This is a genomic window from Methanosarcina baltica, from assembly GCF_055394095.1.
Window position 1 is genome coordinate 167,517 of the sequence record NZ_AP042463.1, and the last position, 16,542, is coordinate 184,058.

A 16,542-nucleotide genomic window follows, 5' to 3' on the forward strand; every position below is an offset into this window, starting at 1 on the left:
TAAACAGAGAACTGCCATCAGCAAAATTCGGAATTTTCGCATCAAAATGTAAAGAATAATCCAATATAATTCGGATTTATAATCCTGTATGAGTATAAATGAATAAGCTGATCTAATGTTATTCAGATATTTTGATTTTTTTAAAAATTAAAGGTAAATAGAGGATTTAACTTTACTTTCAAAGATGCATGTTTTTCCGTTATCAAGCGGCTTTGTTTGTGTGGGCCTAAGGAATGAATAATCCTACTGATGACGTTTTTATTGGGGTGGCAGGTAATTACCCAAGTTCAAGAAAGAAAATAATGATGCTTGCTTTGTACTCATCTCTTCCAGAATAATATTACACTTATTTGATTCTTTATCCTGGATAACTGCCAGCCTAATTTCGGACAAATTTTCAATTAGTCTTCTCATAGAAAGACCATATCTCTTTGTCTCCCAGGCTAAATATCTGTAGAAAAGTAAGCCAATTATAGACAGAAATACGTGAACTTTGATATTTTCATCTTTGTGGTGGTACACCGGTCCCACAGGGACAAGCAGGTGATCATTCAATAGCTTAAAATCATCCTCTATAGCGCCTTTATTGTTGTATGTTTGCACAATTTTTTTAGTGTGCCAACGGTGCTTATCTGTAAATAGTATATTTTTTCCTAATGAATTTTCGCGCTTATTTTTATTCTCTTCGTCAATCCAGAACTTTAACTGAGGTTTTTTCTTACCTTCAGGAGCATCAGTAATTTCATATTTCACCATACTTCTGTATTTTTTGATAATAATGTCTGCAACCTCTTTTTCTACACTGCTCCTGTTTCTTGCTTTTCCTCTGTTGCTTTCCAGTCTCCTCTGTAGGTCTTCCAGATTCTCAGTTATTTTTGACATATTTGACTCACAAGTTCTTTTTTGAAGTTTGTGAGTTCCTTCATTGAAAGTAATTACTGTTGTAAATTCTGTCCCGTAAAACTGATGCTTTGTCCGATAGCCATAAATTTTGTGGCCTTCTGAGCTTTCATATAAAAATTGATATTTAGATAATGGCACTTCAAGAAGATCATCTGCCTGATTTGCTTTTACAGCCCCTACAAAATTCATCTTTGAAGTTGCTTTTTCAATGTTGTCCTTTGAATTGTTTCCCTTATCAAAAACAAGAACAAGGTCTTCCGAACAAATATTCAATTCGGTTAGACGGTTTACTATTTTGTCAACCAGACCTGAAAATTCCTCTGAATCATGCACATTTCCTGGATATGTCTCGTGAATAAAAGGTAAGTTGTAATCATTAGCAGCCAGCGCTACAGATACCTGATTTTTGTCTTTACGATGCTTTTTGTTATACCCTTTATGAAGCAATTCACTTTTTTCATCATAATTGGTAGCATAAGTGAACCAGTTTGATTCATCCACAAACAGTACTGAAGGGGTTAGTCCTTTTTCGATGAGAACTCGGCACAAATCGTCTTCAATATTTTTCATTGTGTCGGAATCAATGTAATTCATATGATTCAAAAAATTCTGACAATTTAATTTATGAGGGAATTTCCACTTAAAAGATAAGGCCGATTTTTTGAACCATTCCCCAATACCGTTTTCACTTAAAACTCCATGAGATTTCCCCACTATATCAAGTAAAAGATACTCTCCGACACTTAAACCATCGATTGATTTTTTCATAGTGTGCTTGTTCACTATGTCAACGAATCCAAGCTCTTCATTCACATGAAGAAGTGCGGCAAGTTTGCCGTACTCAAAAGATTTCAGTTTCATGTAGGGCAATGATTCACTCTGTTTTTTCATTTCAAATATTTTTTCGGCATTGCCTAAATATATCTGAAATATAGTTTTCACTTTTCCATCAATTCTGCCAGTTTTAATAATATACCAGTATTTTTTACCGTTGATTATTTTCTGTTTTAAAAAAACCATGATATAAATTTAGGTTCTACGTATATAAAGATATTTCTTCAAAAAACAGATACAATAGGCTTTTTAAATGTAATTTAGAACTTAGGCCTTACAAATATTTTTTTTAACGGATCTTCCTTGCCACTGATTTTTGTGGCAAATCAAGGCAAAAATAGCTCTTCTTTGAAAGCTGAGTTTAATGTTAACCTACCGAATAGGTTTTTAGTACATGTTTTTACAATTTTTTCACTCGGTTTTTGAATAATCTGTATCAATCCCCCAAACCCAGCCGGGAAAATCCAGTTTTCCAAAATAATAAACACATCCGAGTTATTTGCAGGATTTGAAAGGGAAAAGACCGCCCTTCTTTGTAGCCCGATGAAAGGCCGGAAACTAAATAATTATTTAAAAACAGTTCCGCTTAAAAATCCGGACAAAACGCCCAGCAAAAAAAACAAAGTAGAAAACCGACCTGCCAATATTAAAAGAAAAAAAGGGAGACAGGGAAACACTTTTTCCGTGTCTTTCTGTGTATTTTAGTGGTGTATAGTACTCAAAAGTATCCACTAATTATAAATAAAATCAATATTATATTACACATTATATACTATGAAAGCGAAAGAGGTACTCCAGCTATTGAAAGTATCGAGAAATACTTTAAGCATCTACGTTAAGCAAGGAAAAATAAGAGTTATCAAACTGCACAACGGTTACTATGATTACAATGAGGACGATGTTTACAAATTATTCAACAAAAACGTAATGAGGAAAACCGTTATATATGGACGAGTTTCAACTTCTAAACAAAAAAAAGACCTGGAAAACCAGATAGAAATGCTGAAGAGTTGGGCTTTCAATTCAGGCCATCGAATTGACGAAGTGTACTCTGATGTTGCATCTGGAATCTCTTTCGAGAAAAGGAAAGATTTTTTCAAGATGCTTGATAAGATCCTGAATCACGAAGTTAAATTTTTGATAATTGCCTATAAAGACAGGTTAAGCAGAGTCGGGTTTGAACTGTTCTCTCACCTGTTTGCACGTTTTGGCACTCAAATAATAGTGGTGTCTGAAATAGGCAATAAGAAGCTTGATTCTGAAGAAATATTTGATGAAATTATTTCAATGCTCCATTGCTATTCCATGAAACATAACAGTAAAAGAAGAGATAAACGCCTAGAGATAGAGGTCGAATCAAAGTGATGGTTAAACGTGTTGAGCAAATACAATTTCGTTCCAATGAAATTGGTGATTTGTGCCATAAATCCAAAAACCTGTATAACTTTGCAAGCTACATAGTTAGACAGGAGTTTTTCAAAAACAAGAAATGGATAAGGTACAGAGAACTCTATAAACTCGTAAAGGATTCGGAGCCTTACAAAGAGCTTCCGGCCCAAACTGCTCAACAGACTCTAAAAATGCTTGACAGTAACTGGAAATCTTTTTTTGAAGCTATGAAAGCTTTCAAAAAGAATCCCGAACTTTTCACAGGAAAACCGAAACCCCCTTACTACAAAGAAAAAGATGGAGAGTTCCTGTTAGTTTTTACCAACCTAAGTTTGACAGATTTTAATAACTAATACAGTGCAAAATTGCAAAAAACACCTTGCTGAGGTTCAATATAATTCGAAAAAATGTGAAGTCACAACTGATGTAAATACCTTTTTAAAATCTTAAGTTGCGTTCGTAATTTTGATAGTATCCACTAATTCTCAGAGAATCGCCCCTTCATTTTGGGCCAAAATGAGTTTGACAAGTCGTATCAATATATAGAAAATTATTATAAATTCTATGAAATTTCACTCATTCTTGTTACAATTAAGCTATTGATCTTGTCAAAATTAGCAAAAATATACCGTTTAACCCCATTTTTCAAGAAATTGACTGTAAGTGTCAAATTCGACAGGCTTTTTTTGATGAATTTTGTGGACCTATGTTTGATTTCCTCAAACTCATATCTCATCAACGATATGAATAATTGAGCAATAAAGCCGAGAATGAGAGCTCCATAAGTGCTATTGTCTGACCACACTCTCAATGGTTTAATCTGAATTGTGTTTTTCAACGAGTCGAATATTTTCTCAATAGAATCCTTTTTTCGGTATGTTTTCAATGCTTTCTCAAGTGTCAAATTCTCGTTTGATTTTAGGCAAAAAAATCCTTCTCTCCCAGTAATCAGTTTACTTTTCAGGAATTCTATTGCTTCTTCCTCGCTCATCTCATCAAGCTTGGTCGTAAATGAGTAATTGATCTCAATCAACTCATTGTTAACTCTGAATCTCTTGGGAAGCTCTTTCTTGCTTTCAATTGCTTTCTGAATCTCTTTTGCTTCCTGTAGTTTCTTCACAACAGCTCTTGCTTTAGACTCCAGCTGTCTCTTCTGTAATAATTCAGAGAAATAAAAATACTTAATGCTGCTTGGCTTGACGATTTTAATTCCATATATACCTTTTTTAGGATCAACCAGTTCTACATTATCCCTATCGTTCTTATCAAATGCCTCAATAATTTTGTCATGGCTTTTGTTCAGCTTCATTGCAGTTAGATACTTCAACTCATCTCCTTCTATAAGCTCAATATTTTCTTTGGTATTAGCTCCTTTATCAAAAACAATCAGAGAACCTTTTTTAAGCTTACTTTTCACCTGGTTATACGTATCAGGAAAGTGCTGCAAGTCAAGAACATTTCCTTTACGGATTGTAATCCCAATAGGTATGTTTATAGGGTCTGCAAGTTCGCTGACTCCAACTGTTATCTGGAGCTTATCGGGTCTATAGTCTCTGCTATACCCATATTTACCAAGTTTACATTTTTTGCCATGAAGAACGATACTCGTCCAGTCAAGATTTATATCTGTGTGTTCAAAATCATTTGTCGAAAATATCCGATTTAGGATATCACAGAGGATTTCCTCTTTGTTTTTTCCAATGGTTTCAAGGGTTCTGTAAAGGACTCGTTCATTGAAAGGCTCAAGGTCTAAGATGTTAAGAACTTCACGTTGATTCATCCATTTACCTGCTTCCTTGATACTGAAATTCTCATTGAACTTATAGCTCAGCAATCCGATCGATAAATTACTGATGTCACGACCTTTACTTTTATACCTGCCAAAAATGTCGTAAAGATTGAGCTTTTTAAAGTAGTATTTGACAGCCAGTGTTGCTCCAATAGGAAGACATATATTCTTGTTAGGAATTATTGAAAATGCTCTTAGTTTTGTGTTTTTATTCATTTGACCAAATAATACAAAACAAAGAGCACCTATTTTTATTTAACTATCAAAATTAGTAAGAAAATAGTGAGAACTGTCAAACTAAGGTACCAATCAGCAGGTCAGGATTAAAGACGGAAAACTCAAGTTTCCCAGAGTAGTTCCATTGTCCATCCAGACAAGACTTTCTGATGATATAAATTTAAGAGAAGTCAGGATCATTCCAAAACACGTAGGGTACACCTGTGAAATCGTTTTTGAAACCGAAATAGAAGAACCTGAACCCATTAATTCTGGAAGAGTCCTGGGAATTGACCTGGGAGTTGTCAACCTCGTAACCATTGGAAACAATTTTGGTGAAGTTCCAATTATTGTTAAGGGCGGAGTTGCCAAGTCCGTAAACCAGTTTTACAACAAAGAAAGAGCAAAGCTCCAGAGCATTTATGAGTCCCACGGGCTCAAAACCGGTAAGAAAATAGAAGTCCTTACCCACAAACGAAACTCAAGGATTAAAGACACACTTCACAAACTTAGCAGGGCAATAATAGACTATGCTCAGGAGATGAAAGTGGAGAAAATTGTCATAGGAAGTAACCCGTTCTGGAAACAAAAATCCAACATGGGCAAAAAAAATAACCAGAAGTTTGCTCAGATTCCCCACAGTACTCTTATTTCAATGGTCGAGTACAAGGCCGAGGAAGTTGGAATTTCAGTTGAAAGGATCGAAGAGTCCTATACAAGCAAATGCTCTTTCCTTGATAATGAACCAATGGAGCACCGGGACAAATATATTGGAAAACGGGTAAAAAGAGGACTTTTCCGGAGTGCTGCCGGAGTTCTCCTTAATGCTGATGTAAATGCAGCATACAACATGATTAGAAAAGCAGTCCCTAATGCCTTTGCAGAGGGGATAGAGGGTGTTGTGCTTCACCCTGTTAGTGTTAACCCCCTATACAAAGAACAGTTTATATCACAAATTCATGATTGTTTGTGATACTAATTAGAACTTTTCATAGCATTAATGCTGGTTAACGGGTTTGCGGTTATTCATCCTCTACAGGAATGTCCTTCTGTCCTCTGCATTCCATCTGGTCTCTGCCTTCCTGTCCTCTGCCTTCCATTGAGCCTCTACCTTCCATCTGGCTGTTCCCGCCAAGGGAAAAGGTTTCCCTGATTTCCCTGAGGTCTTCCTGGCTTTCGGCACTGTTTACTGTTTCCTTCAGTTCTTCGAGTTCAGTGATCCTTGCCTCAATTTTCTCTTCACTGAGGAAGCAGTTATCGTCTTCATCGAAGTTTTCCAGCTTTTCCTCAAGCCTGGAAATCTGCCCGTTAAGCTTGTTGAGCGTTTCTTCCTTTGCGAAAGAGAATTTTACTTCATTGAGGGCATCCAGGTCTTCAGCTCCGTTAATAGCTTCATACCGGACCTGAAGTTCGGAAGTCTGTTCTCCGAGTTTTGCGATTTTGTTTGCGTCCCCGGACTCTTCGAGTTCAGCTGTTATTTCCCCGAGTTTTTCAATCTGTCCTTCAAGGGACCAAAGGCTGTTTTCTTTTACGTGGTCAAAGATAATTACCTTAAGATCTTCAGCGTTGCTGGCTCCATCGACCTCTGCCTGGAAGGCCACAATTTCGACGACCCTGGCTTCAAATTCTTCAGATTTCTCCTCGTTCTCGTTTTCGAGACAGCGGGCTTTCATTTCAGTGAGCCTTTCAGTCTGGTTTACGAGCCTTTCAAGGATGCTTGCCTGGACTTCGGCGAAATTTTCATCGTTAAGATCCTCAAGCAGAGCGAGGCCCTGTCCTTCTGACATCTGTGAGTTTCCGGGCATCTTCTGCATTTTGTCCATTCCATCAATGTCTTTTGCAGCTCCCATATTACCCATCATTTTTCCGTTCCTTACTGTGTCAGTATCTTCTGCCACAGTTGTATCTTCTGTCGCAAAAGCTCCGGAAGGGACAATGCCCAATACCATCAGCACCAGAGCGAAACCGGCAAATGCCTTCAATGTGTTTGTTTTCATAATATATCTCCGTCAATTATATTCAGTCGATTGTTGCTCCGGCCGGGCTGCCATTCTCTGAACTTCTTTTAAATTTACTCTGAATCCTTTCCCGGCAGCCTGCCAGTTCACAACCCCAAGAGGGACAGGGAATAATATAAGCTTACTTTCAGGATTAAAGCAAAAAAAGAGATTAGAATCAAAAAAGAAGCTTTATTACGGCTTTAATTACTTGATTGATCTTTACAAATTATTCTAATACTTCATTAATCCATATAATTCCTTTTCCGAGTTCTGCTTCCTGAGTTCTGCTTCCTGAGTTCCGCATCGGGATCACAGGAAATCATCCTGCCAATATCCAAAAGAAAAAAATGAGACAGAGGTACAATTTTTTCGTGTCTTGCCTTTTATGCAAAATTGTTCATTCAGGTTCACAATTTTCCTCTACAGGAATGTCCCTTAGCCCTCTGCCTTCCATCCGGGCTCCAAAATGTCCCTTTGAGCCTTCCGAACTTATTTCCTGCGGTTTCTCCGAAAGGAGAAGGTTTCCCTCATTTCATTGAGGTTCTTCCTGGTTTTCGGCACTGTTTACTGTTTCCTTCAGTTCTCCAGGTTCGGTGATCCCGGACTCAAGGTTTTCTTCGCTGAGGAAACTGAATTCATTTTTATTGACGTTTTCCAGCTTTTCCTCAAATCTGGAGATCTGCCCGTCAAACATTTCGAGCGTTTCTTCCTTTGAGAAAGAGAATTTGGCTTCGTTGAGGACTTCCAGGTCTTCAGCTCCGTCGATAGTTAATACCATCAGCACCAGAACGAAACCGGCAAATGCCTTCAAGGTGTTTGTTTTCATAATATCCCCCATCAACTATTTTCAGTCTATTGTTTCACCCGACCGGACTGCCATTCTCTGAAGGTTACTCAAAATCCTTTCCCGGCAGCCTGTCGGTTCACAACCCCAAAAGGGACAGGGGATAATATAAGATTACTTTCAGCATTCAGGGAGTAAAAAGGTTTATAATTGAAAAATAAACTATATTAAGGCTTTAAATACTTGATAAATCGTTAAAAAATCTAACAATTATTAATAATATTAGAAATCAGGTTTTTCAGGAGAGCAGATACTTTTTGCTGAATCGATTTTCGATACAGGCACTCTCAACGGCCGACGAAGGAGGCCGGGCTTTTCAAATAAAGATGAAGACAAATTACAGGCTAAAAACCGTGGGTCTAAAAGAACAAAAAATCATCATCAAACTGCATTTTTTAACCTGCCATCACTCAATTAAAAAACCGGTTTGTGCTTTTGATCTATTTTTTCCATTTCAGTCACGAAAAGCCCGGGTTATCAGATTCGAAACCCGGCCTGAATTCCTGAAACCAGACTTAGAAAGAAGCGGCCATTTTTGTTGAATCGAGTATAGATACCGGCTCTCTCAACGGCCGACGCAGGAGGCCGGGCTTCCCAAGATGAAACTGAAAATTGAATACAGGCTAAAAACCGCGGGTTCGAAAGAACAAAAACGAATCATTGGACCACATTCCCTTTTGCCAGGACTGATCTTACATTTTTCAAAAGCCTGTTTGTGTCTTTGATTTCAAACTGTTTCCATTTCAATCAAGAAAAGACCGGCCTGTGGCCGGTGAGTACGCCGGGCCTTTATGTAATCGACTTTTTTGTTGACCTGGGCCTGAAAAAAACATAGAAAACCCTCGTTCAAAAAACGAATTTCAGGACAAGGACAGATACTGGGAGCTTAAAAACAACTTATTAAAAAGAAAGAAGTCTTTAAAATATTATTTAGGAATTAAAATTATTAAAATCCAGTAATAAGTAGAAATAACTAATATTTAAGGACTATATTTAATTTAAATCTAAAAAAACACTTAAAAACAGAATATTAAGCTTAATAAAGGATTAAATAAGCATAAAATACATTTTAAAGCTTTAATTATCTACATAATTACCCCGGTTAATCGGAAAAAGTAAGTATACTTTTATCATTAAACCCGAATACCATCCATGACACAGGAATGCCTGAAAAGATCATTTTTCAGACCAGTATAATAACACTGTCACCTCGCATAACACCAACCATTAGACCTGCAACACACCAAGGGGCATTCCTGAGTCATTTTAAAATAAACAGAACAGACACAGATCAAGACCAAATCAAGATCAGATACAGCAATCAAATGTCAATAAAGAGGATGAGGATGACCGAACGCCAGAAAAAACAACTGCTGATTTTGCCTTTAGCCGAAGAGGCCAGAAAAATCAACCGAATTCTCTCAAACGAGACATCTTTAAGAATTCTGGAATCCCTCGGAAAAAATAGTATGTCTGCGGGAGATCTTGCAGTTGAACTCGACGTTCGCCTTAACACCCTTAAATACAATCTGGACAGCTTGCTTGAAACCGACCTGATAAGGGTCAAGCACCTAAAGTGGAGCCGGAAGGGAAGGGAAATTAAGGTCTACGAAGGTGTGGAAAAAATAATCGTCCTCCTCCCCGGAAAAAAGAATGCTGACCTGACATCTATTTTTAACCTGCTCCGGAATTCCGGGGCCGAAAGTCCTGGCTTCTTGGAAATCTCCGGGAAGTGTATATAAGGGATTAAAGGGTATCATAGAAGAAGCAGAAGGAAAAAACTGCTTCTCGGCAACTGTACCTTCCAAAAAGCTAAAATATATTCTGAATAATAAATTAATCAGGATATTCAGGTTGATCCAGAGCAAATTGTCAACTACCCCTCCCTAAAATCTTAGCCCTCAGACTAAGATTTTAGAGTAAGGGGCTTGCTTCGGTAAGCCCTAGTTGAATAGCCTTTCGTTATACTGGTCATGATATTCGAGGATACTCCACACGTTCTCGGAGATTTCGATTTGGATTAAACATCCCTGAGAGGTAGGGGAAGTGTTCAGGTCATTAACAAGCCAGTATAACAGTGGCGATGTGGACCCACTCCTGCAAAGGAGGACAGAACATAAGGTCACTGTCAAACAACATTAAGGTCCCCTGTTAAACAAAAAATGGGGGCCTTAGTCTCGACGCATTCATCTCCCACCTGCCAGTTCCTCCAAAGTCGGAACTGTCGAGGAAGGAGTCTTCTGCTGTCTGAGAATAAATATGATATCCTGGCTGCCGGAATTTTTCCTTAAAGGATGTAAATGATATGAAACTTAAATACATAGCCCTGATGCTCATCCTATCTACAATCATCATAAGCACAGGCTCCGCGGAGATGTCACCTGCCGTCCACAGGATACCCGGAAACCTGCATGAGATGATCTATTTACAGTACCGGGATGCTCCTTACTACGAGGAACTTCATGAAGGGAGCACTGACCCACAAAACCCATTCCAGGGAAATCCCAATCCACATAATCCCTATTTTGATGACCCTGAACGTTCACCTTATACCGGTATGCCGGAGATGGACCTGGAAAGAGCAACCCTCATGCTTGATGAGAATATCAAAAAAGCAGAGATGATCTCCACCCGCCTTGAAGGGGGAATCCGGCAACTGCGTGAAGATGGGAAAGACGTAAGCAAACTTGAAGCCCTGCTTGAGGAATACAACGGCCTCATGGGAGAGGCGAAGCAGTACAGAAAACTCGCGGATGAAGCTTACGATAGTGTGGACAACGGCACAGCTCTCTCTGAAAACCTCCAGAACCCCGTCAATGCGGAAAAAACCGGAAGAGACTACCTGATCGGCTCACAGAAAAAAATGATGGCTGCCAACAGGGTTCTGGAAAATATGTTCCGGGAATTCCACCATGTGACCCCCGGGACTGAAGAACTCGACGAGACAGAGAAGCTCACAGCCCAGGGAAGTGGGGTTGCTGTCCTTTCTGGCAGTTTCAGGCTTGAAATGCACCTTGAAAACACAGGGCTCATCATCAAAGAAATGACCCCGGATTCTGCAATTTACATAAAAGGCGATTATGAAATAGAAGAAATTTCTGAAATGGGACGCAAAGTTCCAGCTTACATAATAAGTTCCGCAGATGTGGAAATCACCGGGACTCACAAAACGGTCATGCTCAAATCTGAAAATATTTCTCTTACGGTAAGGGAAGGTTGGGGCTACACATCCCTTTTCGGAAACGGGACATACAGCATAGAAAATGAAGAAGGTCTTAAACAGGAAAAGAACTGGGGTGGTTTCTTCCCTGAAGCCCCACCGGACATCGGCCAGGGGCCGGAGATGATCAAACCGGGGACTATGGGACATATTGGGCTCAGACCGGATACCTCGGAGCCTGAAAAGAATCCGGAAAAAAAACCCGAGAATAATCCAAAACAGTAATCCAGGTTTTAGAACATGAATGCGAGGTCTTACATAATATCTATTGCCGTGTTACTCTTGCTTGCAGGCCCTGCAGTAGCAAACGGCACTTCTACTATTCACGGTGTGGTTTACGGCTGGGATACCTTCGAGCCTCTTGACAATACCGTAATAGAGGTGAATTCCACTCCATCCCAGTCCATAGTGGCAAAATACGGTTTATATTCCTTTGAACTGGCCCCGGGCACCTACTCAATCACGGCCAGGTATTACGAGAACAACAGTCTTGTCTACTCAACGGAAGAACCGATTACTATCGATAGTGAAGGAAGCTATGTACTGGATCTGCTTTTGCTTCCCGTCTATTCCGAAGAACTCATGGACATTTATGAGCTGGAAGAACCTGCCGAAAACCAGGGAACTTCCGGGGAAAGCTCCGAAAATACGAACGGTAGCGAAAAAAGCGAAAAGAGCTCCCCGACTGGCCAGCAAATATTCACTGTCCTGCTTGTTTTCCTTCTGCTTGCCGGGACTTACCAATACACTCAAAGAAGTAAAAAAGGAACGGAAAAACCCAGGCCCGGAATAAATGCTGTTAATACAGTTAAAAGAAAGGAACCTGAAAAGCCCCTGAAACCTGAACCTGAGATTCCTGAAAGCGGAACAAAAACCGTAGAAGAAAGTCCTGTATCGGTTTCTGAAAAAATAGAACCTGTTGAAGAAACTGAAAGGCCTGAAAAAACTGAAAGGGCCGAAGAAACTGAAGAATCTAAGAAATCTGAAGAATCTAAGAAATCTGAAGAATCTGAAGAATTCAAAAAGAAACAGAGGAAATATCTCCCTCCCGACCTCCAGGAAATAATGGACATTATAAGGGGACAGGGCGGCCGGATAACCCAGAAAGATCTCCGGGGCCGGATTAAATATTCCGAAGGAAAGGTCAGCCTGATGCTTGCGGACCTTGAAAGGAGAGGGCTGATCGAGAAGTTTAAACGGGGCCGGGGAAACGTCATCATCCTGAAGGACGAAGAAGCCTGAGAGGTTCGGCATGTGGCGATTTTGTATAAAATACCACACTTTTTCAAAAAATTAAGCTTTAAAATCATTTTAATTTAAATATAAAGTACTAATAAAGGATTATTGGGGGAAAATACCCCTAATAAAGCTTAATTTAATAATTAAAATCCCTTTTTTACGGTTTGGAGTTAAGTATAGTTATATTTTAAAACGATAATTAGGGAAGTGACTGCCTTGATGTATCCCCAGAGGCAGTCGCGCCACCCATTCCACATGAGGCACCCCTTACCTCGGCAGGTGTCTCATCTAAGATAAATTTAAAAAAGGTGAATAAAACATCACCCTCAAAAAACCCAAACCCAAAAAACAATGAGGCACCAAAGTACATTCTCTATGGTGTCTCATCTTACTATCATAATCTAAATTAAAAACATTTCGAATTTTTCATATACTGGATGGTCGAATTTTTCATTGATGGGACCTTTTACTCATTGATAAACTTTATTTTTATTTGATTCTGCGGCCTTTGAGAGAAAATGCCGATCAAAATACAATCCGGATGCTACAGAACAGAATATAGTGCGGGGGAAAAACAGCAGACCGGCATAGGAATGATTCAAATATAATATCAAGAATTTTTGTAACAGGAATAATTATTTAGGAAAATGGAACCATACTCATTCAACTTTATCGTTTGAAGTTCTCTATCAAAAATCACTATCATGAGGACTTTCAACCACGGAACACACGGAAGGACACGGAAACCGGCCTTCGGCCGGTGAGTAAGTTGGATCTATACATAATCGGATTCAAAAACACTCCTGGACTCTTGAAAGAGGACGACAAAAATGCCAGCACAACCGTAATTATGTCTTCCCCGAGTTTCGCTTCGGGATCACAGGAAATCATAGATTTCCTGGGAGTTGCGATGAAATCGCAACAGCAAGAGGTCCTTTTCGGGAGCTACGCTCCCTCAAGAGGACTAAAAAACGCCAGAACAACCTTAAATATCGTCTTCCTGCATTCTTTTTCCGTGTGTTCCGTGTGTTCCGTGGTTTGAGTGCATACACCAAACGTCTCTACCAACAAAAACACAACCTGTATGAGTATAGAACAATTCCTAAACTGAAAATTAGGAATTATATTTTACCATTCCATAGTACAGAGCAGAGGGGAAAAATCATGGAAGCGGAACCCGGGGATAATGCCCTGATTAAACTCGTCGATGTCTGGAAAATCTACATGATGGGGGAGATTGAGTTTGCGGCCCTGAAGGGGATTGACCTTGAAATTTACGAAGGGGAATTCGTTGTAATCCTGGGGCCCAGCGGGAGCGGGAAAAGTACGCTTATGAACCTCATTGGCTGCCTGGACATACCTTCAAAAGGCACGGTTTTTTTGAATTCAGAAGACATTTCCGAAATGGACGAGTCCGAACTTGCCCGGATTCGGGGCCAGATGATAGGCTTTATTTTTCAAAGTTTTAACCTCATCCCCACCCTGGACACTCTGGACAACGTCCTCCTGCCCCTCGAATTTCAGGAAGAAGAGCCCTCAAAGGCCCGGGAAAGGGGAGAATACCTGCTCGATATAATGGGGCTCTCGGAAAAAACCCGGAACCTCCCCTCCCAGCTCTCAGGCGGGCAAAGGCAGAGAGTGGCAATAGCCCGGTCCTTGGCCGTAAACCCTCCCATCCTCCTGGCGGACGAGCCCACAGGGAACCTGGACAGCAAAACCGGGGAATACATCCTGAAATTCCTGGCAGAACTGCACGAGAAAGAGGGCAAAACGGTCATCATTGTAACTCATGACCTTACCCCGGTCAGGTACGCAACAAGGGTAGTGTACATCAGGGACGGGGAAATTGAGAAAATTGAATCTTTTGATAAAAAGAAATGAGCGTTAACAATCATAAATACTTAGGAATGAGTCAAATATAATATCAAGTATTTTTGATTACCTTTCCTTATCGGCACCCGAGTTCCACTACCCGAGTTTCGCTTCGGGAGCACGAGGTCCGTTTCGCTCGCTATGCTCGCTCAAGCAGACTGAAAAACGCCAGAGTAACCGTACTTGTTGTCTTCCCCGAGTTTCGCTTCGGGAACACGAGGTCCGTTTCGCTCGCTATGCTCGCTCAAGCAGACTGAAAAACGCCAGAGTAACCGTACTTGTTGTCTTCCCCGAGTTTCGCTTCGGGAACACGAGGTCCGTTTCGCTCGCTATGCTCGCTCAAGCAGACTGAAAAACGCCAGAGTAACCGTACTTGTTGTCTTCCCCGAGTTTCGCTTCGGGAACACGAGGTCCGTTTCGCTCGCTATGCTCGCTCAAGCAGACTGAAAAACGCCAGAGTAACCGTACTTGTTGTCTTCCTGCCGTCCTTTTCCGTGTGTTCCGTGTGTTCCGTGGTTTGAATGCACACACACCAAACACCCCCTCACACAAAAACACAACATGTATGAGTATGAAGCAACTCCATAAATAAAACCTGAAGTTTTATTTTCATCATTCTTTAACAATTATTATAATTAATAATAATTATAATTAATCAGTAATAATTATAAATACTTGCTGGTGTTAATAAATAGAGGTTAATAAATATAAATTAGGTTGGGGAAATTTATGAGAAAAGTCTTTTTGCTTCCGGTTTTATTGCTTTTATTGCTTTCATTGCTTTTACCTCTGAATGTGGGAACGGGCCTGGCCGCCGGAAAAACAGGCACCTATATCGCTTCTGACAGTGCGGATGTCGAAATCAATCTTATTAACCAGAACCCTGACCCGGCCAGGCCGGGGGAGACTATGGAGCTCACGCTCAGCGTGCAGAATACCGGAAACGAGGACCTGAAAAATATTGTTGTTGAGATTGTGCCTGAGGGGACGGGGGCAAGCCTTTATCCTTTTAGAGAGGTTGCCGGAGAAGACCTTTCAAAAAATATAGCTTACCTGAACTCCCGACAGGACGAGGACGACTCAGCCATTCTTAAGTTCAAACTCAAAACTGACCCTGACGCCCCCGAAGGGACCTACAAAGTGGACATAAAGACCACGGTCGAATACGTGGACAGGTCCTCTACAAAAAGCCACTCCACCACGCAGACAATTGAACTCGATGTCCGGGGCATGGAATACGCCCAGATCCTGACCATAAACAGAGCAAGCATCGACATTGCAAAGGAAGAGCCCCTGGAGTTCATTATCACGAACACCGGAAATTCCCCTCTTAAAAACCTGGTCCTTTCCTGGGAAGACCCAAAAAGGGTAATCCTGCCTGTCCGTTCGGATAATACCAAGTACGTAAAGTACCTTGGTGTCGGGGACTCCGTAACCGTGACCTATTCGATCATGGCCGACGTAAACGCAGTACCGGGGCTCTACACCCTTCAGATTAACCTGAGCTTTGAAGACTATGAATCCGAAACCACTTCAATGGAGACTACCGCAGGACTTTTCGTGGGTGGGGAAACCGATTTTGATGTATCTTTTTCAGAAAGTGACGCGGGCGAAATATCTCTTTCCGTTGCGAACGTGGGCAATAACGAGGCCTACTCCGTAAAAGTGGCCCTGCCCGAACAGGAAGGGTACAGGGTAAGCGGGAGTTCCTCCGAAATCGTGGGCAACCTTGAGAAGGGAGACTACACAATCACGTCTTTTAAGGTGACGAGCACACGGACCACAGGGACCACCGGAACTGGTTCTGAAGATACAGGGTCCGTCGGAGCTGCCAGGGCCTCAGCCGAAACCGGAGCCAAAGCCGGAGGGAGCGCGGCCGGAGGCAGACAGCCCCTGATAGTGCAGATCGAATATACGGACGCAAGGGGGGAACGGATATCTGTTGAAAAATCCGTATCAGTCCAGTTTACCTCCTCCACCGGGACTGAGGGGACAACAGGCAGACCTGGAGCAAACAATGGCTACGGCAGCAGTTCTCCCTCTTACCTGACCTACGCCGGAGTCCTTGTGCTCGCGGGGGCCGGGGTCCTGCTTTACCGCAGGAAAAAACAGGGGAAGAAAATCCCTGGAATGACAACGATTTCCGGGATGACGAAAATCCCCGGAATAAAAAATAATGAAAAAAAGGATAATAAGGATAATAAGGATAAGAAAAATTAAAACGAAGTAAAGTCCG

The 16,542-nt window shown here is 40.8% G+C and carries 12 protein-coding genes; 8 read left to right on the forward strand and 4 right to left on the reverse strand.

The genetic code is table 11. The annotated features are described in order from the left end of the window. Nucleotides 1–258: 258 nt before the first annotated feature. Nucleotides 259–1,923, reverse strand: a complete 1,665-nt coding sequence (locus ACZ5QV_RS01020; RefSeq protein ID WP_464599431.1) for an IS1634 family transposase — start codon at nt 1,921–1,923, stop codon at nt 259–261. Nucleotides 1,924–2,511: 588 nt separating this feature from the next. Here ACZ5QV_RS01020 and ACZ5QV_RS01025 point away from each other — a divergent pair. Together ACZ5QV_RS01025 and ACZ5QV_RS01030 are read left to right on the forward strand one after the other, a co-directional pair. Next, entirely contained in the window at nt 2,512–3,102 is a 591-nt protein-coding gene (locus ACZ5QV_RS01025) for an IS607 family transposase (RefSeq protein ID WP_464600826.1), read from the forward strand. Further along, a complete protein-coding gene (locus ACZ5QV_RS01030) occupies nt 3,102–3,479 on the forward strand; it encodes a hypothetical protein (RefSeq protein ID WP_464600827.1) in 378 nt (125 codons plus the stop codon). The genes ACZ5QV_RS01025 and ACZ5QV_RS01030 overlap by 1 nt, the downstream gene beginning before the upstream one ends. Nucleotides 3,480–3,688: 209 nt before the next feature. Here ACZ5QV_RS01030 and ACZ5QV_RS01035 read toward each other — a convergent pair whose 3' ends face one another. Further along, nucleotides 3,689–5,131 carry an IS1634 family transposase gene (locus tag ACZ5QV_RS01035; RefSeq protein ID WP_464600828.1) on the reverse strand — a complete coding sequence of 481 codons (1,443 nt, stop codon included), beginning with the start codon at nt 5,129–5,131 and terminating at the stop codon, nt 3,689–3,691. A gap of 106 nt (nt 5,132–5,237) precedes the next feature. Here ACZ5QV_RS01035 and ACZ5QV_RS01040 point away from each other — a divergent pair, with 106 nt between their 5' ends. Continuing rightward, nucleotides 5,238–6,104: an RNA-guided endonuclease InsQ/TnpB family protein gene (locus tag ACZ5QV_RS01040; protein ID WP_464602136.1), complete on the forward strand. Its 867-nt coding sequence runs from the start codon at nt 5,238–5,240 to the stop codon at nt 6,102–6,104. Nucleotides 6,105–6,153: 49 nt separating this feature from the next. Here ACZ5QV_RS01040 and ACZ5QV_RS01045 read toward each other — a convergent pair whose 3' ends face one another. Beyond that, nucleotides 6,154–7,128, reverse strand: coding sequence for a hypothetical protein (locus tag ACZ5QV_RS01045; RefSeq protein WP_464600829.1), 975 nt, complete (start codon nt 7,126–7,128; stop codon nt 6,154–6,156). Nucleotides 7,129–7,663: 535 nt separating this feature from the next. Beyond that, complete coding sequence (locus ACZ5QV_RS01050; RefSeq protein ID WP_464600830.1) at nt 7,664–7,957, reverse strand: hypothetical protein; 294 nt, start codon at nt 7,955–7,957, stop codon at nt 7,664–7,666. Nucleotides 7,958–9,321: 1,364 nt separating this feature from the next. Here ACZ5QV_RS01050 and ACZ5QV_RS01055 point away from each other — a divergent pair. The 5 genes from ACZ5QV_RS01055 (at nt 9,322) to ACZ5QV_RS01075 (ending at nt 16,526) form a co-directional block, all read left to right on the forward strand. Next, nucleotides 9,322–9,717, forward strand: a complete 396-nt coding sequence (locus ACZ5QV_RS01055; RefSeq protein ID WP_464600831.1) for an ArsR/SmtB family transcription factor — start codon at nt 9,322–9,324, stop codon at nt 9,715–9,717. 563 nt (nt 9,718–10,280) lie between these two features. Continuing rightward, the gene (locus ACZ5QV_RS01060) at nt 10,281–11,420 is read left to right on the forward strand and encodes a hypothetical protein (protein ID WP_464600832.1); all 1,140 of its coding nucleotides are present in this window, start codon (nt 10,281–10,283) and stop codon (nt 11,418–11,420) included. Nucleotides 11,421–11,435: 15 nt separating this feature from the next. After that, on the forward strand, nt 11,436–12,437 hold the full coding sequence (locus tag ACZ5QV_RS01065; RefSeq protein WP_464600833.1) for a helix-turn-helix transcriptional regulator: 1,002 nt from the start codon (nt 11,436–11,438) through the stop codon (nt 12,435–12,437). 1,161 nt (nt 12,438–13,598) lie between these two features. Then, nucleotides 13,599–14,315: an ABC transporter ATP-binding protein gene (locus ACZ5QV_RS01070; protein ID WP_464600834.1), complete on the forward strand. Its 717-nt coding sequence runs from the start codon at nt 13,599–13,601 to the stop codon at nt 14,313–14,315. A gap of 720 nt (nt 14,316–15,035) precedes the next feature. Then, entirely contained in the window at nt 15,036–16,526 is a 1,491-nt protein-coding gene (locus ACZ5QV_RS01075) for a COG1361 S-layer family protein (RefSeq protein WP_464600835.1), read from the forward strand. Nucleotides 16,527–16,542 lie beyond the last annotated feature (16 nt).